Below are 16,439 nucleotides of genomic sequence, written 5' to 3' on the forward strand. Positions count from 1 at the left end.
AATCCAGATTAGGCGCAAACCGCCCTGGATTGCTTCGCTCCGCTCACAATGACGAGCCTGTTTAGGCTCAGCCCAGCGCCATGTAGCGCGCCAGATGCTCGTCGCGCGTGCCATATTCGCTTTCGATCACCGTCAGCCGCTTGAACAGCGCCGACACCGGAAGCTCTTCGGTCATGCCCATGCCGCCGTGCAACTGCACCGCATTTTGCCCGACGAAGCGCCCGGCGTCGGCGATCGTGACCTTGGCGGCGCTGATCGCCTTCGTGCGTCCGGCCGGATCGAGGTCGAGCGCGTCGGCAGCCAGCGCCGCGGCGGCAGCGGCACGGCGTGCCTCGATATGCATGTCGACCAGCCGGTGCTGCACGACCTGAAAGCTTGAGATCGCTTTCCCGAACTGTTCGCGCTGGACGCAGTAATCGCGCGTATCGGCAACGAGCCGCGCCATGATCGCGGCCGCTTCGGCGGCGATGGCGGCGGCGCCCAGATCGAGAATGTCTGCGATATCTTCGGGCTCGACCGCCAGTCGCGCGTCGGCCGGGACCGTCACATCGTCGAGCAGCAGGTCGGCGGCGCGGCGGCCGTCGATCGTCGGATAGGCCTTCATCGCCAGTGCTTCGCGTTCGATCAGGAAGGCGGCGGGACCGTCGTTGGTATGGGCAGTCACGATCACCGCATCGGCCTCGGCTGCACCGATGGACAGCAGCTTGCCGCCCGACAGGCGCCAGCCTGCGGCGTCGATCGCCGCGCGCGCGGGCTCGCGGTCGTCGATCGATGCAAGGGCCAGCTTCGCCTCGCCCGCGGTGACGCGCGGCAGCCAGCGCGCCGCCGCATCGCCGCCCGCACGGTCGAGCAGGATGCCCGCGAGCAGCACGCATTCGAGATAGGGCAGGGCGATCGCCCTCGGTCCGAGCACCTCCAGCACCGCAAAGCCGTCGCGCGGCGGCAGGCCCAGCCCGCCATGCGCTTCGGCGAAGGGCAGGCCGAGTACGCCCGCATCGGCCAGTGCCTGCCAGCCGTCGTCACCGGACTTCAGCCGGTCGAACCGTGCGGCGAGGGCATCCTTCAATTCCATCTCAGTCCGCCTTCGCTTGCGGCGCGTCGCGCCGGATGACGTCGGCGGCGCGCCATGCCATCGCCATCGTCGGGCCATTGGTGTTGCCCGACGGTATCACCGGCATCACCGACGTGTCGATGACGCGAAGCCCTTGCGTGCCGCGGACGCGCAGCGCCGGATCGACGACCGAGGCGTCATCCTTGCCCATCCGGCAACTGCCGACCGCATGATAGCCGCAGGTGCCGAAACGGTCATAGGCGTCCATGATCTCGGCATCGCCGTCGAAGGCGGGACCGGGCATTGTCTCTTCGGCGATCATGCCCGCCAGCGGCGCCTGCTTCGCATAATCGCGCATCACGCGCACCGCGCCGGTCATCGCGGCGCGATCCTCTTCGGTCGCGCGGTAATTGGGCTTGAAGCTCGCCGCGGCGTCGGGATCGCGCGTCGCGATATGAATGCTCCCGCGCGAGGTCGGGCGCAGCGGATAGACGACTGCATTCATGCCGGGATGTTTTTCGAGTTGCGTGCGCTGCGTCGCCATGTCGAAGCTGAACGGCGCGATCAGCATCTGCGCGTCGGGGCGGTTGAGCCCCGGCCGCGTCTTGAACCAGCCGCCGATCTCGTATGCCGCCGCCGACATCGGGCCGTCGCCGGTGAGATAATATTTGAGCGTCGCGAGCAGCAGGCGCCAGCCGCCGAAGACCCGGTTCTGCGACAGCGCCTCCTTGGTCAGCTTCCATTGCATGATGATGCCGCGATGCTCGATCAGCCCTTCGCCGACCTCGGGATTGTGATGGACGAGCGGGATGCCCAGCGCGGCGAGACGCGCGCTGTCGCCGATGCCGGAGCGTTCGAGGATCGCGGGGCTCGCCATCGCGCCGCCGCAGACGATCACCTCATGCGCGGCGTCGATCGTCTCGCGCGCACCATTGTGCAGCACCTCGACCCCGACCGCGCGCGTGCCGTCGAAGATCACGCGGTCGACGGTGCGGTCGGTCAAGACGGTGAGGTTAGGGCGTTTCTCGGCGGGGCGCAGGAACGCCTGTGCGGCGCTCTGGCGCTTGCCCTTGAAGATCGTGCGCGGGGCATAGCCGATTGCGACCTGATCGTCGGGCGCGTTGACGTCGCGCTTGTTCGTCCAGCCCATCGCTTCGCCTGCCGCGACCTGCGCATCGCTGATCGGCAGGCGCTGCGTCGGCATCGAAATCTTCATCGGCCCCGCGTCGCCGCGCGTTTCGTCGGCGCCCAGTTCGTGATTCTCGAACGCGCGATAGGCCGCGCCGATATGCGTCCAGCTCCAGTCGTCGCTCGACTGTTCGGCGATCGCGTCGAAATCGGCGGGCTGGCCGCGCACATACATCATGCCGTTGACCGACGACGACCCGCCGAGCACGCGCCCGCGCACCCAGGCTTCGGACTGGCCCGCGGTCGACGCCTCGGGTTCGCTCATATGGACCCACAGATGCTTGGAATCCTGCATCACCTTTGCCAGCCCCTTGGGCATAGCGATAAAGGGATGGCGGTCGCGCGGCCCCGCCTCGATCAGCGCGACGCGGATCGCGGGATTTTCCGACAGGCGATAGGCGAGCACGCATCCTGCCGCCCCGGCGCCGCATATGACATAATCGAATTGCATCGCCTCTTCCCTTTGATATTCCAGGTTTTTTTTCCGGTTTCTCGCGTCGTTCGCTATCGATCGACGACCCCGTCATAAAAAACTATTGTTATTAGGTAAAGGGTGGAATAGGGTGTCTGCAACGACAAGGAGAGGATTGGCGATATGCGCGAAGTTGCAGAAGTTGCTCGCCCCGCCCGCAAGGTGACCACGCTGGCCGAGCTGACCCCCAGCCAGATCGAGGCGATCCGCAAGATTCCGGCCGAAAAGGATGCCGTCGTCATACCCTTCGGCGCGACCCGCCCCAATGCGATTTTCACGGGGCAGGCGCGTTTCGACCTCGAACAGGAAAAGATCTTCCGCCGCTATCCGGTGCCGGTCACCGTCTCGGCGCTGCTCGAACCCGGCAGCATCGTCGCCAACGACAGCTACGGCTTTCCGATGCTCGTGTCGCGCACCCGCGACGGCGCGATCAAGGCGTTCGTCAACGCCTGCCAGCACAAGGGCTCGAAGCTTATCGAGGATTGCGCGGTCCACAAGCAGGCGCGCGTCACCTGTCCCTATCATGCCTGGACCTATGGTATCGACGGCAAGCTGATCGGCGTGTCGCGCAGTGAGGCCTTCGAGAATTTCGACAAGGGCAAGCGCGGGCTGGTCGAGCTCGAAGCGCGCGAATGGGGGGGCATCGTCTATGTCCAGCTCAATCGTGCCATTCCCGCCGACTGGTCGCAGCTCTCGCCGCAGGTGGCCGAGGATTTCGAGGCGCTCGGGATTGCAGCGGCGCATGTCTATGGTCGCAAGAGCTTCGACCTCAAGGCGAACTGGAAGGTCGTCCTCGAACCCTTCCTCGAAGGATATCATGTCCAGCGGCTCCACGCGGCGTCGATCGGCGACCGCTTTCAGGACGCACCGAACATCGTCGACATGTTCGGGCCGAGCATCCGGCAGGTTTCGGGGCGCATCGGCTATGTCCCCGAAATGCTCGACGAGGATCCATCGGCGAACGTCCACAAGCTCGTGACCCACGCCTATACGGCCTTTCCCAACTGCGTCGTGATCACCAGCCAATATTATACCAGCGTCATGCTGCTGATACCTCGCGCGCCCGGTCGCACGACGGTCGAATATTTCATGCTGACGCCCGAAGCCGCGACGACGCCCAAGGCCGAGGAAGTGTTTGCGCGCTCCTACGAACTGATTCTGGGCGTCTTTGGCGGCGAGGATTTCCGGGCGGCCGAGATCAGTCAGCAGGGTCTCGAGGCGGGCGTTCCGGAAGAAACCGTCTATTGCGGGCTCGAGAGCAATATCGTCCGCTATTATGAGGCGATCGAAGCGCTGCTGTGATCGGTAAACCGGCGAGAGACCGGATGGAGAGGGACTGAATGGCGCAGACGCTATCGAGCGCATTGGCCTGGTGGGCACGGATGCGCCCCGAGCAGCCCGCGGTGGTGCTCGGCGGCGACCGGCTGAGCTATGCCGATTACAAGGCGTGGTCCGACCGGATCGCCGCGATGCTGGAGGCCGATGGATTGCAACCCGGCGATCGCGTCGCGATCTGTTCGACCAACAGCCTGGCCTATTGCGCGCTGATCATGGGGATCATCCGCGCCGGCGGGATCGTCAACCCGGTCAATTTCCGGTTCACGCCACGCGAGATTCGCGAACTGTGCGAGACGACCGAGCCGCGCTTCACCTTTGCCGCACCCGATTTTGCAGCGAATGTGACCGCGGCGGGGCTCTCGCCGCGCGCCATGGCCGAGGTCGAAGCGCTGCGCCACGGGAACACCGCCGCCGTCGCACACGATCCCGAGCCCGACGCGGCGGTGGTGATCATCGCGACCAGCGGTTCGACGGCAAAGCCGAAGGGGGTGGTGTTCACCAACCGTTCGATGACTGTCTATGCCGCCTGCTGGTCGCTCGAGGAAACCTCCTCGTCGCCGGGCGCGCGCGTGATCAGCCTCGCGCCGCTCAATACCTCGGCGGGTTTCGTCCAGCTCATCCACTATACGATGCAGGGCTGCACCATCTTCATGGAGCCCGCTTTCGTCCCCGACGCGATCCTGCAATTGCTGCAGGACGAGAAGATCAATTGCTTCGGTGCGGTGCCGACCTTCTTCGAGGCGATTGCGCGCTGTCCGGGGTTCGCCGACGCCGACCTTTCGTCGATCCGCCTCGCGACCGCGGGCGGCGCGCGCGTCAGCCGGCAATTGCTCGACGTCTGGAAGGCAAAGGGGATTACGATCCGCCAGATCTACGGCCAGACCGAGGTCGGCGGGAACGTCACGATGATGCCCGAGCATCTCGCGATGGACGAGCCCGAAAAATGCGGCTGGGGCGGTATCTTCATGGAGGTGCGCGTGCTGCGTCCCGACGGCAGCGACTGCGACCCCGGCGAGCCGGGCGAGATCGTCATGCGCTCGCCCGGCATGATGCAGGGCTATTGGCGCAATCCTGAGGAGACCGCGAAGGCGATCCGCGACGGCTGGCTCTGGTCGGGCGACATCGGCATCCGCGACGAACGCGGCCTGCTGACCTTCGTCGACCGGATGAAGGACCTGATCATCTCGGGCGGGCTCAACATTTCGGCGGCCGAGGTCGAGCGTGTCGTGTGCGAATTTCCGGGCGTGGTCGAGGCGCTGGCGATCGCCGCGCCCGATCCCAAGTTCGGGGAGACGCCGTTCGTCGTCTATCACGCCGCGGCCGAGGTCGACGTCGCGGCGTTGATCGATCACTGCAACACCAATCTCTCGAACTACAAGGTGCCGCGCTACGTCGCCTTTTCGCCCGAGCCGCTGCCGCGGCTCGCCACAGGAAAATTGTCCAAACCCGCGGTGCGCGAGCTTTATGCCGGCGCACATGAGACGATGGAGCGTGTGCGATGAGGAACCCGACATGACCGCTGCCCCGCTGGCGGCTGCCCCCGTGCCGCCGCATATCCCCGCGCATCTCGTCTTCGACTTCGACATCTATGCCGATCCGCGCATCGGCGAGGATGTTCAGGGCAGCTATGCGACCGCGCTTGCCGGTGCGCCCGACATTTTCTGGACGCGGCACAATGGCGGGCACTGGATCGTCAAGAGCTTCGACGCGATCGGCAAGGTCGTGCTCGACCCCGATCATTTTTCGGTTCGGGAAATGCAGATTCCGCGCGTCGAAAATCCGCCCTTCTTCATTCCGCTCAGCCTCGATCCGCCCGAAAACCTGCCGTATCGCAAGGCGATGATGCCGATGTTCGGGCCGACCGCGATCAAGGCGCTCGAACCGCGCATCCGCGAATGGGCGGCCGGACTCGTCGAGGCCGTCGCCGCGAGGGGGGCATGCGATTTTCAGGCCGATGTGTCGAAACTTTTCCCCGTCAGCGTCTTCATGGAACTGATGGGGATGGACCTGTCGCGCCTCCGCGATTTCCGCGCGCTCGCCGAAGCCTTTTTCTCGGCGCAGAATGACGAGGCCGAGATGGGGCGGCTCAGCGCCGCGATCCTCGGCGAGATGAAGGCGCTGATCGAGGAAAAGAAGGCGGCGCCCGACGACAAGCTGATGTCGCATTTTATCAGCGTCGACGTCGACGGCCGGACGATGAGCGATGACGAGATTCTCGCGATGAGCTTCGTGCTCTTCCTGGGCGGCATGGACACGGTCACCAACGTCACCGGCTTCGCTTTCCAGCAGCTCGCGCAAATGCCCGACGTACAGGCGCGGCTCGCTGCCGATCCGTCGCTGATCCCGGCTTTCGTCGACGAAGCGGTGCGCCTCTATGGCGTCGTCAACACCCCGCGGCTCGTCGTGAAGGACCAGCAGATCGGTGAGGCGCAATTTCGGACAGGCGAGATGGTGCTCAACATCCTATGCCTCGGCAGCCGCGATCCCGCGAAATTCGATGCGCCCAACGCCTTCAACCTCGACCGCCGCAAGGCCGCGCACCTGACCTTCTCGTCGGGGCCGCACCTGTGCGTCGGGCATGTCCTCGGCCGCGCCGAACTGCGCATCCTGACCGAGGAATGGGTCAAGCGCATCCCGGCCTTCCGCGCGGTGCCGGGCGAGCGGCACGCCTTCCGGATCGGTACGGTGATGGCGCTCGACACGCTGCCGATCGAGTGGACGGTGGCGGCCTGATCATGCACATGAACGACGGCGCCGACGCGCCTTACTGGAACGGCCTCGCCGAAGGCCGCCTGCTGCTCCCGCGCTGCGGCGGCTGTGAAACCTGGCTGTGGCCGGCGATCAGCCGCTGCGGCGCATGCGGCTGCGAGGATATTGCGTGGATCGAACGCGCGATGGCGGCGACGGTTTTTTCATGGACGCGCACCTGGCACCGCTTCGGTTTCACCGAAAGCCTCGACCTGCCGTTCGTCTCGATCGTCGCGACGATCGACGATTGCGGCATCCGTCTGCTCGGCCGCCTCGACGATCCCGACCGGATCGATCCGGTCATCGGCGAGGCGATCGCCGGCCGCATCGGCGCGACGCGCGTCGGGGACCGCGATATTCCCACGATCATCTGGAGCCGCGGCTGATGCACCCGCTTTACGGAACCACCGCGGTTGCGGGCGTCGGCCTGCGCCAGTACCGGCGCGGCGCCTCGCCGCTCCCCGAACAGGGCGTGCTCGCCGAAGCCATCCTTGCCGCCTGCGCCGACGCGGGCTTCGATCCGGCCGAGGTCGACGGTTTCGTCTCCTATGGCGATGACAAGAATGAGCCGGTGCGGCTGATGCCCGCGCTCGGCACACGCGAGCTCAAATGGTCGAGCGTCGTCTGGGGCGGCGGCGGGGGCGGCATCGCGGGGGCCTTCGGGCTTGCCGCAGCTGCGATCCTGTCGGGGCAGGCGAGTGCGGTCATCGTCTTCCGCGCGCTTGTCGAGGGATCGAGCGGCCGCTTGTCGGCGGCGGTGATGGCGCACCACCTCAACGACCATATGCTCGCGGCGGGTATCGTCGCCCCGGCGCAGGTCTGCGCGATCCGCGCCAACCGCATGTACGAACATCATGGCGTACCGCGCGCGGTCGCCGAGGAACTGGTGCGCGCATCCTATTACCACGGCGCGCGCAACCCGGAGGCGATCGCGCACGATACCGAACTCGATCTCGACGCGATGCGCGGGTCGCGCTGGATCGCCGAGCCTTTCCGCCTGTTCGATTGCAGCCGCGAGAATGACGGAGCCGCCGCCTTCCTGATGGTTTCGGCCGATCGTGCGCGCGATTTGGCAAAGCCGCCGGTCTATCTGCTCGGCTGCGCCAACGGCGCCGAAAAGGGGTGGGGCGACCTGCTCGAGAATGACGACGCAGCGCTCTATCCGACCGCGGGTTTCCGCCCGATCGCGCGGCGCCTCTACGCCGACACCGGCCTGTCGCCCGCTGACATCGACGTCGTCCAGCTCTACGAGAATTTCAGCGCGCAGGGCGTCGCGTCGCTGATCGACCACGGCTTCTGCACCTATGACAATGTCGCCGAAGTGGTGCGCTTCGACAATCTGATCGCGCCGACGGGCAAGCTCCCGGTGAACACCGGCGGCGGAAATTTCGCGCAGGGTTTCATCCACGGCATCGGCACCGCCTATGAAGCGGTGAAGCAGCTCCGCGGCGAATCCGCCAATCCGGTGCCCGGCGCGCGAACCTGCCTGCTCGCGGGCGGCCCCGGCGCGCCGACGGTCAGCTCGGCGATCTTCGCAAACGCGTTCTAGATTTTTGCCTGGCCAAGTTTTCCGGGTGGGCCGCTGAGCCCACCTGGCCTGGCAAACGTTAGGCGAGCGGCTGGCCGACGCTGTCATTCGCCAGCCGCGCCTTCACCCCGGCGAGGAAGCTGCGCAGCGATTCGACGAACAATTGCTCGTCGTCGAACGGATTGTCGGCGATCGCCTGCGCGAGCTTTGGATATTTCTGGCCGTCGACCGGCGGCATCGGTTCGACCCCGCGCGCGCGCGCCGATGCCTCGAACAGCGAGGCGCCATAGGTGTATTTCTCGACCGCATCGATCACGACCATCTGCACCGTCGTCGGATAGGGCTCGTCGGCCGCGGCGCGGTCGTAGGCCGCAAGCAGCATGTGGCGCGGAAAATAGCGTAGGATCAGCGGCGCCGCATGCGGATGCTGGAGCAGCCTGCGGCGCGTCGCGACGCAGCGCGCGATCATCTGTTCCTCGAACGTCTCGCCGGTCGCCGCAATCACCGGCATGCGTACCAGCATGATGCGCGCGACTTCCTGGAGCAGTTCGGACTTGTCCTTGAAATGATGGTAGAGCGAGGGCGGGCGCACGCCGAGCTTCTTGGCGACGAGCCCCAGGCTCAGCGCCTCGAGCCCGCATTCGTCGATCACCGCGAGCGCCGCCTCGGCGGCGCCGCTGCGCGAAATCAGGGGTTTGGACGGTCGTGCCACGATATTTTCCTCTTGCCTTCGCCGCTCATGGCAGCGCGCGCCGCCGAGGGCCAGCCTAAAAGAAGAAGGTTTTGTCCGCTCAGCGGATCATCAGCCCGCCGTCGACGACGATGCTCTGGCCGGTGATGTACGACGCCTGCGGCGAGGCGAGGAACAGCGCCGCCGCGGCGACTTCGCCCGGCGTGCCGAAGCGGCGCGCCGGGATCGCGCGCAGCATGGCGCCGTGCTTGCGTTCGTCGTCGCGGACTTCGGCGGTCATCCGCGTTGCGATGAAGCCGGGCGCGACCAGGTTGACGCGGATGCCGTCGCGCGCCCACTGGTCGGCGACCGCGCGCGTGAAGCCGAGCAGCGCGGTCTTGCTCGCCGTATAGGCGGGCGCATAGCCGATCGCGATGAAGCTGGCGCACGACCCGATGTTGACGATCGTCCCCGCGCGTTCGCGGAGGACCGGGTGGAAGAGGTAACAGAGCTCGACCGCGGCGTTGAGGTTGACCTCGATGACCTCGCCATATCCCGCCATCTCATATTCGCGTGGATGCGACTGACCGGCATTGTTGACGAGGATGTCGATCGCGCCGACGCGCCCGGCCAGCTCTGCGCGATCGCCGGGCCGGTCGAGGCGCGCCTGCACATAGGTGAAGCGCGCGAGGTCCTCGTCATAATCCGCCGCGGTCGCCCGCGTCCCGCTGATCACCACGTCGGCGCCGCTGTCGGCAAAGGCGGCGGCGATGCCGAGGCCGATCCCCTGCGAGCCGCCGGTCACGAGCACGCGCTTGCCAGCGAAGTCGAACCGGATCATGTCATCTCTCCCGTTTGTAAAACTATTATTATTAGATAATGCTGTGCGCAGGCACTTGGCAAGCAGGAGAAGAAACCGATGACCCAGCCCTTGCAGCGGACCGTCTTTGTCGCGCGCGACGGGGTCGAGCTGGTCGCCGACCGCGGTGGCGATGCTGCGGCACCCGCGGTGATCCTGCTCCACGGCGGCGGTCAGACGCGGCACAGCTGGAGCCGCGCGGTGGACAGCTTGCTCGCCGAAGGGCTGCAGGTCATCAATTTCGACGCCCGCGGTCATGGCGAGAGCGGCTGGTCGCCCGACGGCGCCTATGCACTGGCCGACCGCGCCGGCGATCTTGCGGCAATCACGGCCGGCCTCGCGGTGCCCTTCCTGTTCGTCGGCGCATCGCTCGGCGGCGCGACCTCGATCGTCGCGGTCGATCGCGGCCTGCGACCCGCCGGCCTTGTCCTCGTCGATATCGTGCCCGAGCCCGAGGCGAAGGGCATCGACCGCATCATCGGCTTCATGCAGGGGCATCCCGACGGTTTCGCAACGATCGAGGAGGCTGTCGCGGCGGTGACCGCCTATAATCCGCAACGCCGTCGTGCGGCCGACGGGCAGGGGCTCAGGAAAAATCTGCGCACCGGGGCCGACGGGCGGCTGCGCTGGCACTGGGATCCGCGGATCATCGACACGGCGACCCATGTCCACCATGGCGATGTGCAGCGCGCCGCGCGCGTGCTCGAAACGCTGCCCGACCTCCCGGTGCTGCTCGTGCGCGGCCTGTCGAGCGACGTCGTCGGCGATGCGGGCATCGCGGCCTTCCGCCGGCAGGTGCCGTGGCTCGAACTGCTCGATGTCGAAGGGGCGGGGCATATGGTCGCGGGCGATCGCAACGACGCGTTCAACGACGGAGTCGTCGATTTCGCCAAACGCGTTCTGCACGCAAATGCGATCCAGGTGTTGCCATAACTAACTATATATGAACTGAAAAATTCGGAATCTCCAAAACCTTACGCCGTTAATTTTCTCGATTGACATTAAATCTAATGAGCGTAGGTTAATGATCAAGGCCGCGGGTGATGGCCTGCTTTTTGGAGAGGACCGTCATGGATCGCAGTGCTTCGTTTCGCGCTATTCGTCATGCTTATCTGACCTCGATCGTCGTGGCGGCAGGGCTCGCCGTTCCGGCCTGGGCCCAGGCGCCGGCCGGGACCGCGCCGGTCGCCGCGGACGAGGGTGCCGACGCTCCGGCAGAAGGCGAGATCATCGTCACCGCGCGCCGTCGCGACGAGCGCCTCATCGATGCGCCGGTGGCGATTACCGCGCTCGGCGGCGCGCAGCTCGATAATTATGCGGTTACCGAATTCAGCGACATGGCGTCGCTCGTCCCGACGATGGTCGCGGGCAAGGCGGCCTCGGGGTCGTCGGCCAGCATCTTTCTCCGCGGCGTCGGCTCGACCGCGCTCAGCGCGGGCTTCGACCAGTCGGTCAGCTTTGTCGTCGACGGCATGCCGATGAGCCGCGGCCGCGAAATCAGCCTCAGCCAATATGACGTCCAGCGCATCGAAGTGCTCAAGGGGCCGCAGGCGCTCTTCTTTGGCAAGAACGCCACCGGCGGCCTGATCGCCGTGTCGACCAACAACCCGCGCGACGTGTTCGAGGCTGGCTTCAAGGCGGGCTATGGCTTCGAGGCGAAGGAAAAATATGGCGAAGGCTATATCTCGGGTCCGCTCGCCGAGGGGCTGCGCGCACGCCTCGCGTTTCGTGTTTCGGACAGCGAGGGGGCCTTCACCAACACCGCCGCGGCGACTTACATTGACCCGCTTGGCATGGAGCGTCACCGCAACAGCAAATATCGCGGCGGCGGCCGGACCTACAGCGGCCGCGCGACGGTCGAATGGGATGCGGCCGACAATCTGAGCTTCCAGGTCAAGACCGGTTACACCGACCAGAAGGACGGCGGACCGACCGACATTCTCGAACGCATCTGCGGCGGTGGCCGTACCACGCCCTTCCCGGCGAACGGAATTCCCCCGAGCCCCAATGCCGACTGCCGTGTCGATGGTCGCGCCGACAGTTCGACGCTGCCGCTGGCGGTCGCGCAGGCCAACTTCCGCTATGCCGGCGATGGCCACATGTATTCGCGCCTGAAATCGGGCTATGCCATTCTCACCGCGACGCTGACGTCGGACGTGTTCGACGTCACCTCGATCACCTCTTATTACCGCTTCCGTCAGACCGACCTCAACAATGTGTCGGGCGAAGCCTATCCGGCCAGCTTCTCGCAGCTTGCGGACTATCGCCAGACCGCCGAGGAATTGCGCTTTCAGTCGAAATGGGACGGTCCGGTCAACGTTCTGTTCGGGCTTTTTGCGTCGAGCAACAAGTTCATCTTCAATACCGATGCTTATATCTTTCCGGTGCCGATCAGCCCCGTCGCCAACACCTATACCACCTTCAAGCGCGACAACGGGTTCACCGGCAGCTCGATGTCGGCGTTTGGCGAGGTCACGGCCAATCTGTCGGACAGCCTCGAACTGGCGGGCGGTGCGCGCTGGAGCTATGAATCGCGCGACAGTTTTCAGGCCTCGCTTCCCGCGCATGTCGCGTTCGCAGGCGCGTTTCCGGCCGGGCTCCGCCTCGACGATCGTTACCGCGAGACCGATGTCTCGCCACAGGTGACGTTGCGTTACAAGCCGTCGCGCGACCTGACTTTCTATGCCGCCTACAAGGAAGGGTTCAAATCGGGTGGCTTCAACATCTCGCAGACGCTGACCCCGGCGGCGACCGTCGCGGCGGGCGAGTACGGCGCCGAGCGCGCACGCGGTGGGGAGGTCGGCGCCCGCGCGATCCTGATGGACGGTGCGCTTTCGCTCAATGCGACGGCTTATTATTATGATTATCTCGATCTTCAGGTTCAGAATTTCGACCCGGTCACTATTGGTCAGGTCGTCGCCAACGCCGGTACGCTGCGCGTCAAGGGGATCGAGGGCGATTTCAACTGGCGCTCGGGTGGTTTTTCGCTGCGCGGGGCGGCGGCGTTCAACGACGCCAAATACAAGGACTATATCGGCCAGTGCTACGGCGGTCAGACCGCGGCGCAGGGCTGTACGTTGGTTTCGGGCACCAGCCAGAATTACGACGGCCGCACGCCGCCGAAGGCGCCGCGCTTCGCGGGGCGGATCGGCGCCAGCTACGACATGCCGCTGACAGATTCGGGCTGGACGCTGCAATTGTCGAGCGACGTCAGCTACACCGGCAAATATAATTACACCGACACGTTGCGCCCCGACGCGGTGCAAAAGGCCTATACGAAGATCGATGCGGCGCTGCGCGTCAACGGTCCCGACGACCGCTGGACGATCGGGCTCATCGGCCGCAACCTCACCGACAAGCTGGTGGTGACCGCGGCGAACGACATTCCGTTTGCGGGCGGGACTCCCGGCGTGCTCGCCGACATGTCGGCCTTCGTCGACAATCCGCGCGAAATCTATGTCGAGGTCGGATTCAAATTCTGAACCGATCCCGGCCGGGATGGGAAGGGCGCCGTTCGGATCAGAACGGCGCCTTTCTGCCGTTGGCGGCCCGGTCATCAAACCGGGACGGAGAGGCCGGTTCGGGGTGGGAAGCTGCCGATCCTCCTTTGGGGGAAGGGGAAGATGAGGGTGTATTTTACAACCAGTCGGTTGTGATCTCGCCCCGGTGTCCCTCCGGCGCCAGCGCGGTGCGCAGGGCTTCCAGCAGAGGCGGCAGCGCCTGCGTGAAGGCGTAGGGCGGGTTGACGATGAAAAGGCCCGCGCCGTTGTAGACGCCGGGCTGATCGCTATCGTACAGCCAATGCTCGACCACCAGAAACTTCGGGATGCCGAGTTTCCGCAATTGCTGCTTCCACCGCCAATGCGTCTCGCGGTCCTTCAGCGGATACCAGATCACCGTCACGCCATGCGCCCATTTGCGGTGCGCCGCGGCAAGGGTAGCAGCGATGCGCACGCGTTCGTCGGTCTGTTCGTACGGCGGATCGACCACCACGACGCCGCGCGGGGTACGCGTCGGCAGCAGCGCCAGCCAAAGCTCGTAGGCGTCGCGCTGGTGCACCGCGGCGGGTATGCCGCGCATTGCGCCGCGTAGCGTATAGGCGTCGTCGGGGTGTTTTTCGTTGAGGATCAGGAAATCCTGCGGGCGCAAAAGCTGCGCCAGAACCTGCGGCGAGCCGGGGTAGAGGCGTGGCTCGGCCCCGGCATTCACAGCCTGCACGGCGGCGCGATAGTCGTCCAATAAGAGATTGGTGTCGGCAAAGGCGCGGAGCACGCCGTGCGTCGCCTCGCCGGTGCGCTGCGCCTCGTCGCCGCCAAGGTCGTAGAGCCCGCAGCCGGCATGGGTGTCGATCAGTGTCAGCGCACCCGGTTTTTGCTGCAAGGCGCGCACAAGGGCGATCAGCAGGCTGTGCTTCACGACATCGGCGCTGTTGCCAGCATGAAAGGAATGACGATAATTCATTGTTATTCAAGATCCTGGCGATCTGCCTTCATGCGAACGACTGGGCGCGGAAACCGGGCGCGAGGCAATGCAAGCAACCAATCCGGTGCCCGTATAGCGTCGGGCGGCAACCTTCAAAGCATTCTGCACAAGGCCTCAAGCCCGCGTTGGCGATCGTCACCGGAGGCGGAGATACAGGCCTCCTTTCCGCATAGGAATGTTCGATCATCGAGGAGCCGGATGCGACTGGCATTGCCGCGAAGCGCATGGTCGCCTGATGTCGGCCGAACGTTCATATAACAGCATATTAGCTGCGGCGCTTCGACGTCCGCGTCTGTCAGTAGCGGATCTGCGCCCGCTCAATGCCGAACGACCGGGATCGGTCGTTTTCCGCCAATTCTCCCCATGGCTTCGCCGCAGGGAGGATCGACGTCCGCAACCGGCCGCGGGAAAAGCCGCGAAAGGTACCGCGACTCGCTCGTCCCGGCATCGTCCTCGCGGGCGCCAGGAATGTCGCCGGCGCGCGACCCTCGGATCATAATTCGCTAATCATGTGATTTTTCTCATTCGATCGTTGCCGGGGTGGTGGCATTGACGCCGTGGTCGTCGGCTTGTCCTTGCCGCTGCGGCAAGACGCCGCCACTTCGGCAGCATTAATTTCCTCTTAGTGAGAAATTTGTTCATATTCTAAAGCCATGCTGATCTTAAGCCCGTACGGGATCGTTGACTGTTGCCGGAGGACCAGCCGGCGAAGCGAACGGACCGACGGTAAAGTGGTGGGGTTAGAGTGTTTTAGACGATTTTTGGCAGCCGAAATGTCTCTTCTGGGCGCTGTTGGAATCAGGAGGATGACATGATCGAACCCCGCTTCTCGGACCCCGCAGAGGAGCAAGACCCCGCGACCGAAAACGATCGGCGCGGCGGCGACCGTTTCAGGACCGTCTGGCGTATCGCCAAGGTGACGCGCGACGGCGACGCCGGGCTCTGGCGCGTCCGCAACATGTCCGACGGCGGGATGATGCTCGCGGTCGACGTGCCGGTCACCGTCGGCGAGCGGCTCGAAATCGCCTTGTCCGAAACCATCGTGATCCACGGCCGCGTCGCCTGGTGCGAAGCGGGGCGCTGCGGCGTCGCCTTCGATTCGGAGATCGACGGCGCCGAGGTGCTGCGCCGCCTCGCCGCCGAGCAGCAGTCGGGCGACTATCGCGCGCCGCGCCTGCCTGTGCACACGCGCGCCCAGCTCGTCACCGACGACGGAACGAGCGACATCGAGCTCGCCGACCTGTCGCAGAGCGGCGCCGGGTTCATCCACGACGGGCATTTCGAGGTCGGCAAGCCGCTCGAGCTGGTGCTGCCCGGCGGGATCCGGCGCAAGGCGATCGTCCGCTGGTCGCGCAAGGGGCGCGGCGGGCTGTGGCTCACCGAGCCGCTCGGCCGCGCCGACCTCGAAAGCATCCGCCACTTCCAGGGCTGAACGCAGGCGACCAGAGGCTGCCCGCGCGCCGTTACGGGGCGCGTGCGGTTAACCATGCCCGGCAAGCTTTGCTTAAGTCCCGTCGCCCAGTCTGATGGCTGCGGGAACAGAAACCGCGCACTATCGCGATGAAGCATCGGGTCGCGCCGGACCTTGCCGGCGACGGATTTGGCGTATTCGTCCAATCGGGTCCGGGCCGACTCATGTTAACCCGCGAACCTCAATAAAAATCGGTCGCACAAACTTCGTCGCTTGCGTTTCGGCAAAGGGAGGTTGTGCAGTCATGCCCCAGAAATTCTTTTGGTCGTTCGGCGGAAATTCGTCCGCCGGCGTCGGCATCAACGCGGGCGGCGAGCTCGACGTCGATGCGATCACCACCGCCGAGGTCCAGCTCGTCAAGGGCATGACCGCCGACCGCGAACTCGCGCTCCAGATCGACGATGTCGACCAGCTCGCCTTTTTCGTCCTGACCTCGTCGCTCATCGACGGTTCGGTCGAGGTCAAGACCGATACCGCGACGCGCACCCGGCTCACCGGCCCGATCATCCTCTTCGGCGCCGCGATCAAGCTTTTCGCCGGCAGCCTCGAGACGATCACGCTCAAGAACCTCTCGACCACCACGCCGGCGGACATCCGCATCCTCGTCGGCTCGAAGCTCGGCTGATCCGCCA

14 protein-coding genes are annotated in these 16,439 nt (G+C 65.4%); 9 read left to right on the forward strand and 5 right to left on the reverse strand.

The genetic code is table 11. From position 1 onward, the window contains the following. Positions 1 to 67: 67 nt before the first annotated feature. Together EAO27_RS06200 and EAO27_RS06205 are read right to left on the reverse strand one after the other, a co-directional pair. Positions 68 to 1,072: an acyl-CoA dehydrogenase family protein gene (locus tag EAO27_RS06200; RefSeq protein ID WP_242778296.1), complete on the reverse strand. Its 1,005-nt coding sequence runs from the start codon at positions 1,070 to 1,072 to the stop codon at positions 68 to 70. Position 1,073: 1 nt separating this feature from the next. Further along, complete coding sequence (locus tag EAO27_RS06205) at positions 1,074 to 2,690, reverse strand: GMC family oxidoreductase N-terminal domain-containing protein (RefSeq protein WP_242778299.1); 1,617 nt, start codon at positions 2,688 to 2,690, stop codon at positions 1,074 to 1,076. A gap of 144 nt (positions 2,691 to 2,834) precedes the next feature. Between EAO27_RS06205 and EAO27_RS06210 the strand changes: the two genes are divergently transcribed. Genes EAO27_RS06210 through EAO27_RS06230 form a run of 5 tightly spaced genes read left to right on the forward strand, consistent with a single transcriptional unit; the run spans position 2,835 to position 8,346 of the window. Beyond that, positions 2,835 to 4,013, forward strand: coding sequence for an aromatic ring-hydroxylating dioxygenase subunit alpha (locus EAO27_RS06210; RefSeq protein WP_242778302.1), 1,179 nt, complete (start codon positions 2,835 to 2,837; stop codon positions 4,011 to 4,013). 38 nt (positions 4,014 to 4,051) lie between these two features. Continuing rightward, positions 4,052 to 5,551, forward strand: coding sequence for an AMP-binding protein (locus tag EAO27_RS06215; RefSeq protein ID WP_242778305.1), 1,500 nt, complete (start codon positions 4,052 to 4,054; stop codon positions 5,549 to 5,551). Between the two features lie 10 nt (positions 5,552 to 5,561). Continuing rightward, positions 5,562 to 6,782 (forward strand): cytochrome P450, encoded by a 1,221-nt coding sequence (locus EAO27_RS06220; RefSeq protein ID WP_242778308.1) that lies wholly within the window; start codon positions 5,562 to 5,564, stop codon positions 6,780 to 6,782. Between the two features lie 2 nt (positions 6,783 to 6,784). Then, positions 6,785 to 7,183, forward strand: a complete 399-nt coding sequence (locus EAO27_RS06225; RefSeq protein WP_242778311.1) for a zinc ribbon domain-containing protein — start codon at positions 6,785 to 6,787, stop codon at positions 7,181 to 7,183. After that, the gene (locus EAO27_RS06230) at positions 7,183 to 8,346 is read left to right on the forward strand and encodes a transporter (RefSeq protein ID WP_242778314.1); all 1,164 of its coding nucleotides are present in this window, start codon (positions 7,183 to 7,185) and stop codon (positions 8,344 to 8,346) included. Before EAO27_RS06225 ends, EAO27_RS06230 begins: the two co-directional genes overlap by 1 nt. A 58-nt stretch (positions 8,347 to 8,404) precedes the next feature. On the opposite strand, the gene EAO27_RS06235 is transcribed toward EAO27_RS06230, so the two are convergent. Together EAO27_RS06235 and EAO27_RS06240 are read right to left on the reverse strand one after the other, a co-directional pair. After that, on the reverse strand, positions 8,405 to 9,037 hold the full coding sequence (locus EAO27_RS06235) for a TetR family transcriptional regulator (RefSeq protein WP_242778317.1): 633 nt from the start codon (positions 9,035 to 9,037) through the stop codon (positions 8,405 to 8,407). A gap of 79 nt (positions 9,038 to 9,116) precedes the next feature. Then, the gene (locus EAO27_RS06240; RefSeq protein ID WP_242778320.1) at positions 9,117 to 9,836 is read right to left on the reverse strand and encodes an SDR family oxidoreductase; all 720 of its coding nucleotides are present in this window, start codon (positions 9,834 to 9,836) and stop codon (positions 9,117 to 9,119) included. A 78-nt stretch (positions 9,837 to 9,914) separates the two neighbouring features. Here EAO27_RS06240 and EAO27_RS06245 point away from each other — a divergent pair, with 78 nt between their 5' ends. Next, the gene (locus EAO27_RS06245; RefSeq protein WP_242778323.1) at positions 9,915 to 10,787 is read left to right on the forward strand and encodes an alpha/beta hydrolase; all 873 of its coding nucleotides are present in this window, start codon (positions 9,915 to 9,917) and stop codon (positions 10,785 to 10,787) included. A gap of 137 nt (positions 10,788 to 10,924) precedes the next feature. Next, on the forward strand, positions 10,925 to 13,336 hold the full coding sequence (locus EAO27_RS06250; RefSeq protein WP_242778326.1) for a TonB-dependent receptor: 2,412 nt from the start codon (positions 10,925 to 10,927) through the stop codon (positions 13,334 to 13,336). 154 nt (positions 13,337 to 13,490) lie between these two features. Here EAO27_RS06250 and rlmJ read toward each other — a convergent pair whose 3' ends face one another. Then, entirely contained in the window at positions 13,491 to 14,315 is an 825-nt protein-coding gene (rlmJ, locus tag EAO27_RS06255) for a 23S rRNA (adenine(2030)-N(6))-methyltransferase RlmJ (RefSeq protein WP_242778329.1), read from the reverse strand. Between the two features lie 832 nt (positions 14,316 to 15,147). Between rlmJ and EAO27_RS06260 the strand changes: the two genes are divergently transcribed. Both EAO27_RS06260 and EAO27_RS06265 read left to right on the forward strand, forming a co-directional pair. Continuing rightward, positions 15,148 to 15,768 (forward strand): PilZ domain-containing protein, encoded by a 621-nt coding sequence (locus EAO27_RS06260; RefSeq protein ID WP_242778332.1) that lies wholly within the window; start codon positions 15,148 to 15,150, stop codon positions 15,766 to 15,768. A gap of 283 nt (positions 15,769 to 16,051) precedes the next feature. After that, on the forward strand, positions 16,052 to 16,432 hold the full coding sequence (locus tag EAO27_RS06265) for a hypothetical protein (protein ID WP_242778335.1): 381 nt from the start codon (positions 16,052 to 16,054) through the stop codon (positions 16,430 to 16,432). Positions 16,433 to 16,439: the final 7 nt, after the last annotated feature.

The organism is Sphingopyxis sp. YF1, assembly GCF_022701295.1.
Taxonomy (GTDB): Bacteria; Pseudomonadota; Alphaproteobacteria; order Sphingomonadales; family Sphingomonadaceae; genus Sphingopyxis.

Bases quoted from the DNA above. Each gene is read 5' to 3' on its own strand.
- EAO27_RS06200 (WP_242778296.1), bottom strand. From the start codon at position 1,072: ATGGAATTGAAGGATGCCCTCGCCGCACGGTTCGACCGGCTGAAGTCC.
- EAO27_RS06205 (WP_242778299.1), bottom strand. From the start codon at position 2,690: ATGCAATTCGATTATGTCATATGCGGCGCCGGGGCGGCAGGATGCGTG.
- EAO27_RS06210 (WP_242778302.1), top strand. From the start codon at position 2,835: ATGCGCGAAGTTGCAGAAGTTGCTCGCCCCGCCCGCAAGGTGACCACG.
- EAO27_RS06215 (WP_242778305.1), top strand. From the start codon at position 4,052: ATGGCGCAGACGCTATCGAGCGCATTGGCCTGGTGGGCACGGATGCGC.
- EAO27_RS06220 (WP_242778308.1), top strand. From the start codon at position 5,562: ATGACCGCTGCCCCGCTGGCGGCTGCCCCCGTGCCGCCGCATATCCCC.
- EAO27_RS06225 (WP_242778311.1), top strand. From the start codon at position 6,785: ATGCACATGAACGACGGCGCCGACGCGCCTTACTGGAACGGCCTCGCC.
- EAO27_RS06230 (WP_242778314.1), top strand. From the start codon at position 7,183: ATGCACCCGCTTTACGGAACCACCGCGGTTGCGGGCGTCGGCCTGCGC.
- EAO27_RS06240 (WP_242778320.1), bottom strand. From the start codon at position 9,836: ATGATCCGGTTCGACTTCGCTGGCAAGCGCGTGCTCGTGACCGGCGGC.
- EAO27_RS06245 (WP_242778323.1), top strand. From the start codon at position 9,915: ATGACCCAGCCCTTGCAGCGGACCGTCTTTGTCGCGCGCGACGGGGTC.
- EAO27_RS06250 (WP_242778326.1), top strand. From the start codon at position 10,925: ATGGATCGCAGTGCTTCGTTTCGCGCTATTCGTCATGCTTATCTGACC.
- rlmJ (WP_242778329.1), bottom strand. From the start codon at position 14,315: ATGAATTATCGTCATTCCTTTCATGCTGGCAACAGCGCCGATGTCGTG.
- EAO27_RS06260 (WP_242778332.1), top strand. From the start codon at position 15,148: ATGATCGAACCCCGCTTCTCGGACCCCGCAGAGGAGCAAGACCCCGCG.
- EAO27_RS06265 (WP_242778335.1), top strand. From the start codon at position 16,052: ATGCCCCAGAAATTCTTTTGGTCGTTCGGCGGAAATTCGTCCGCCGGC.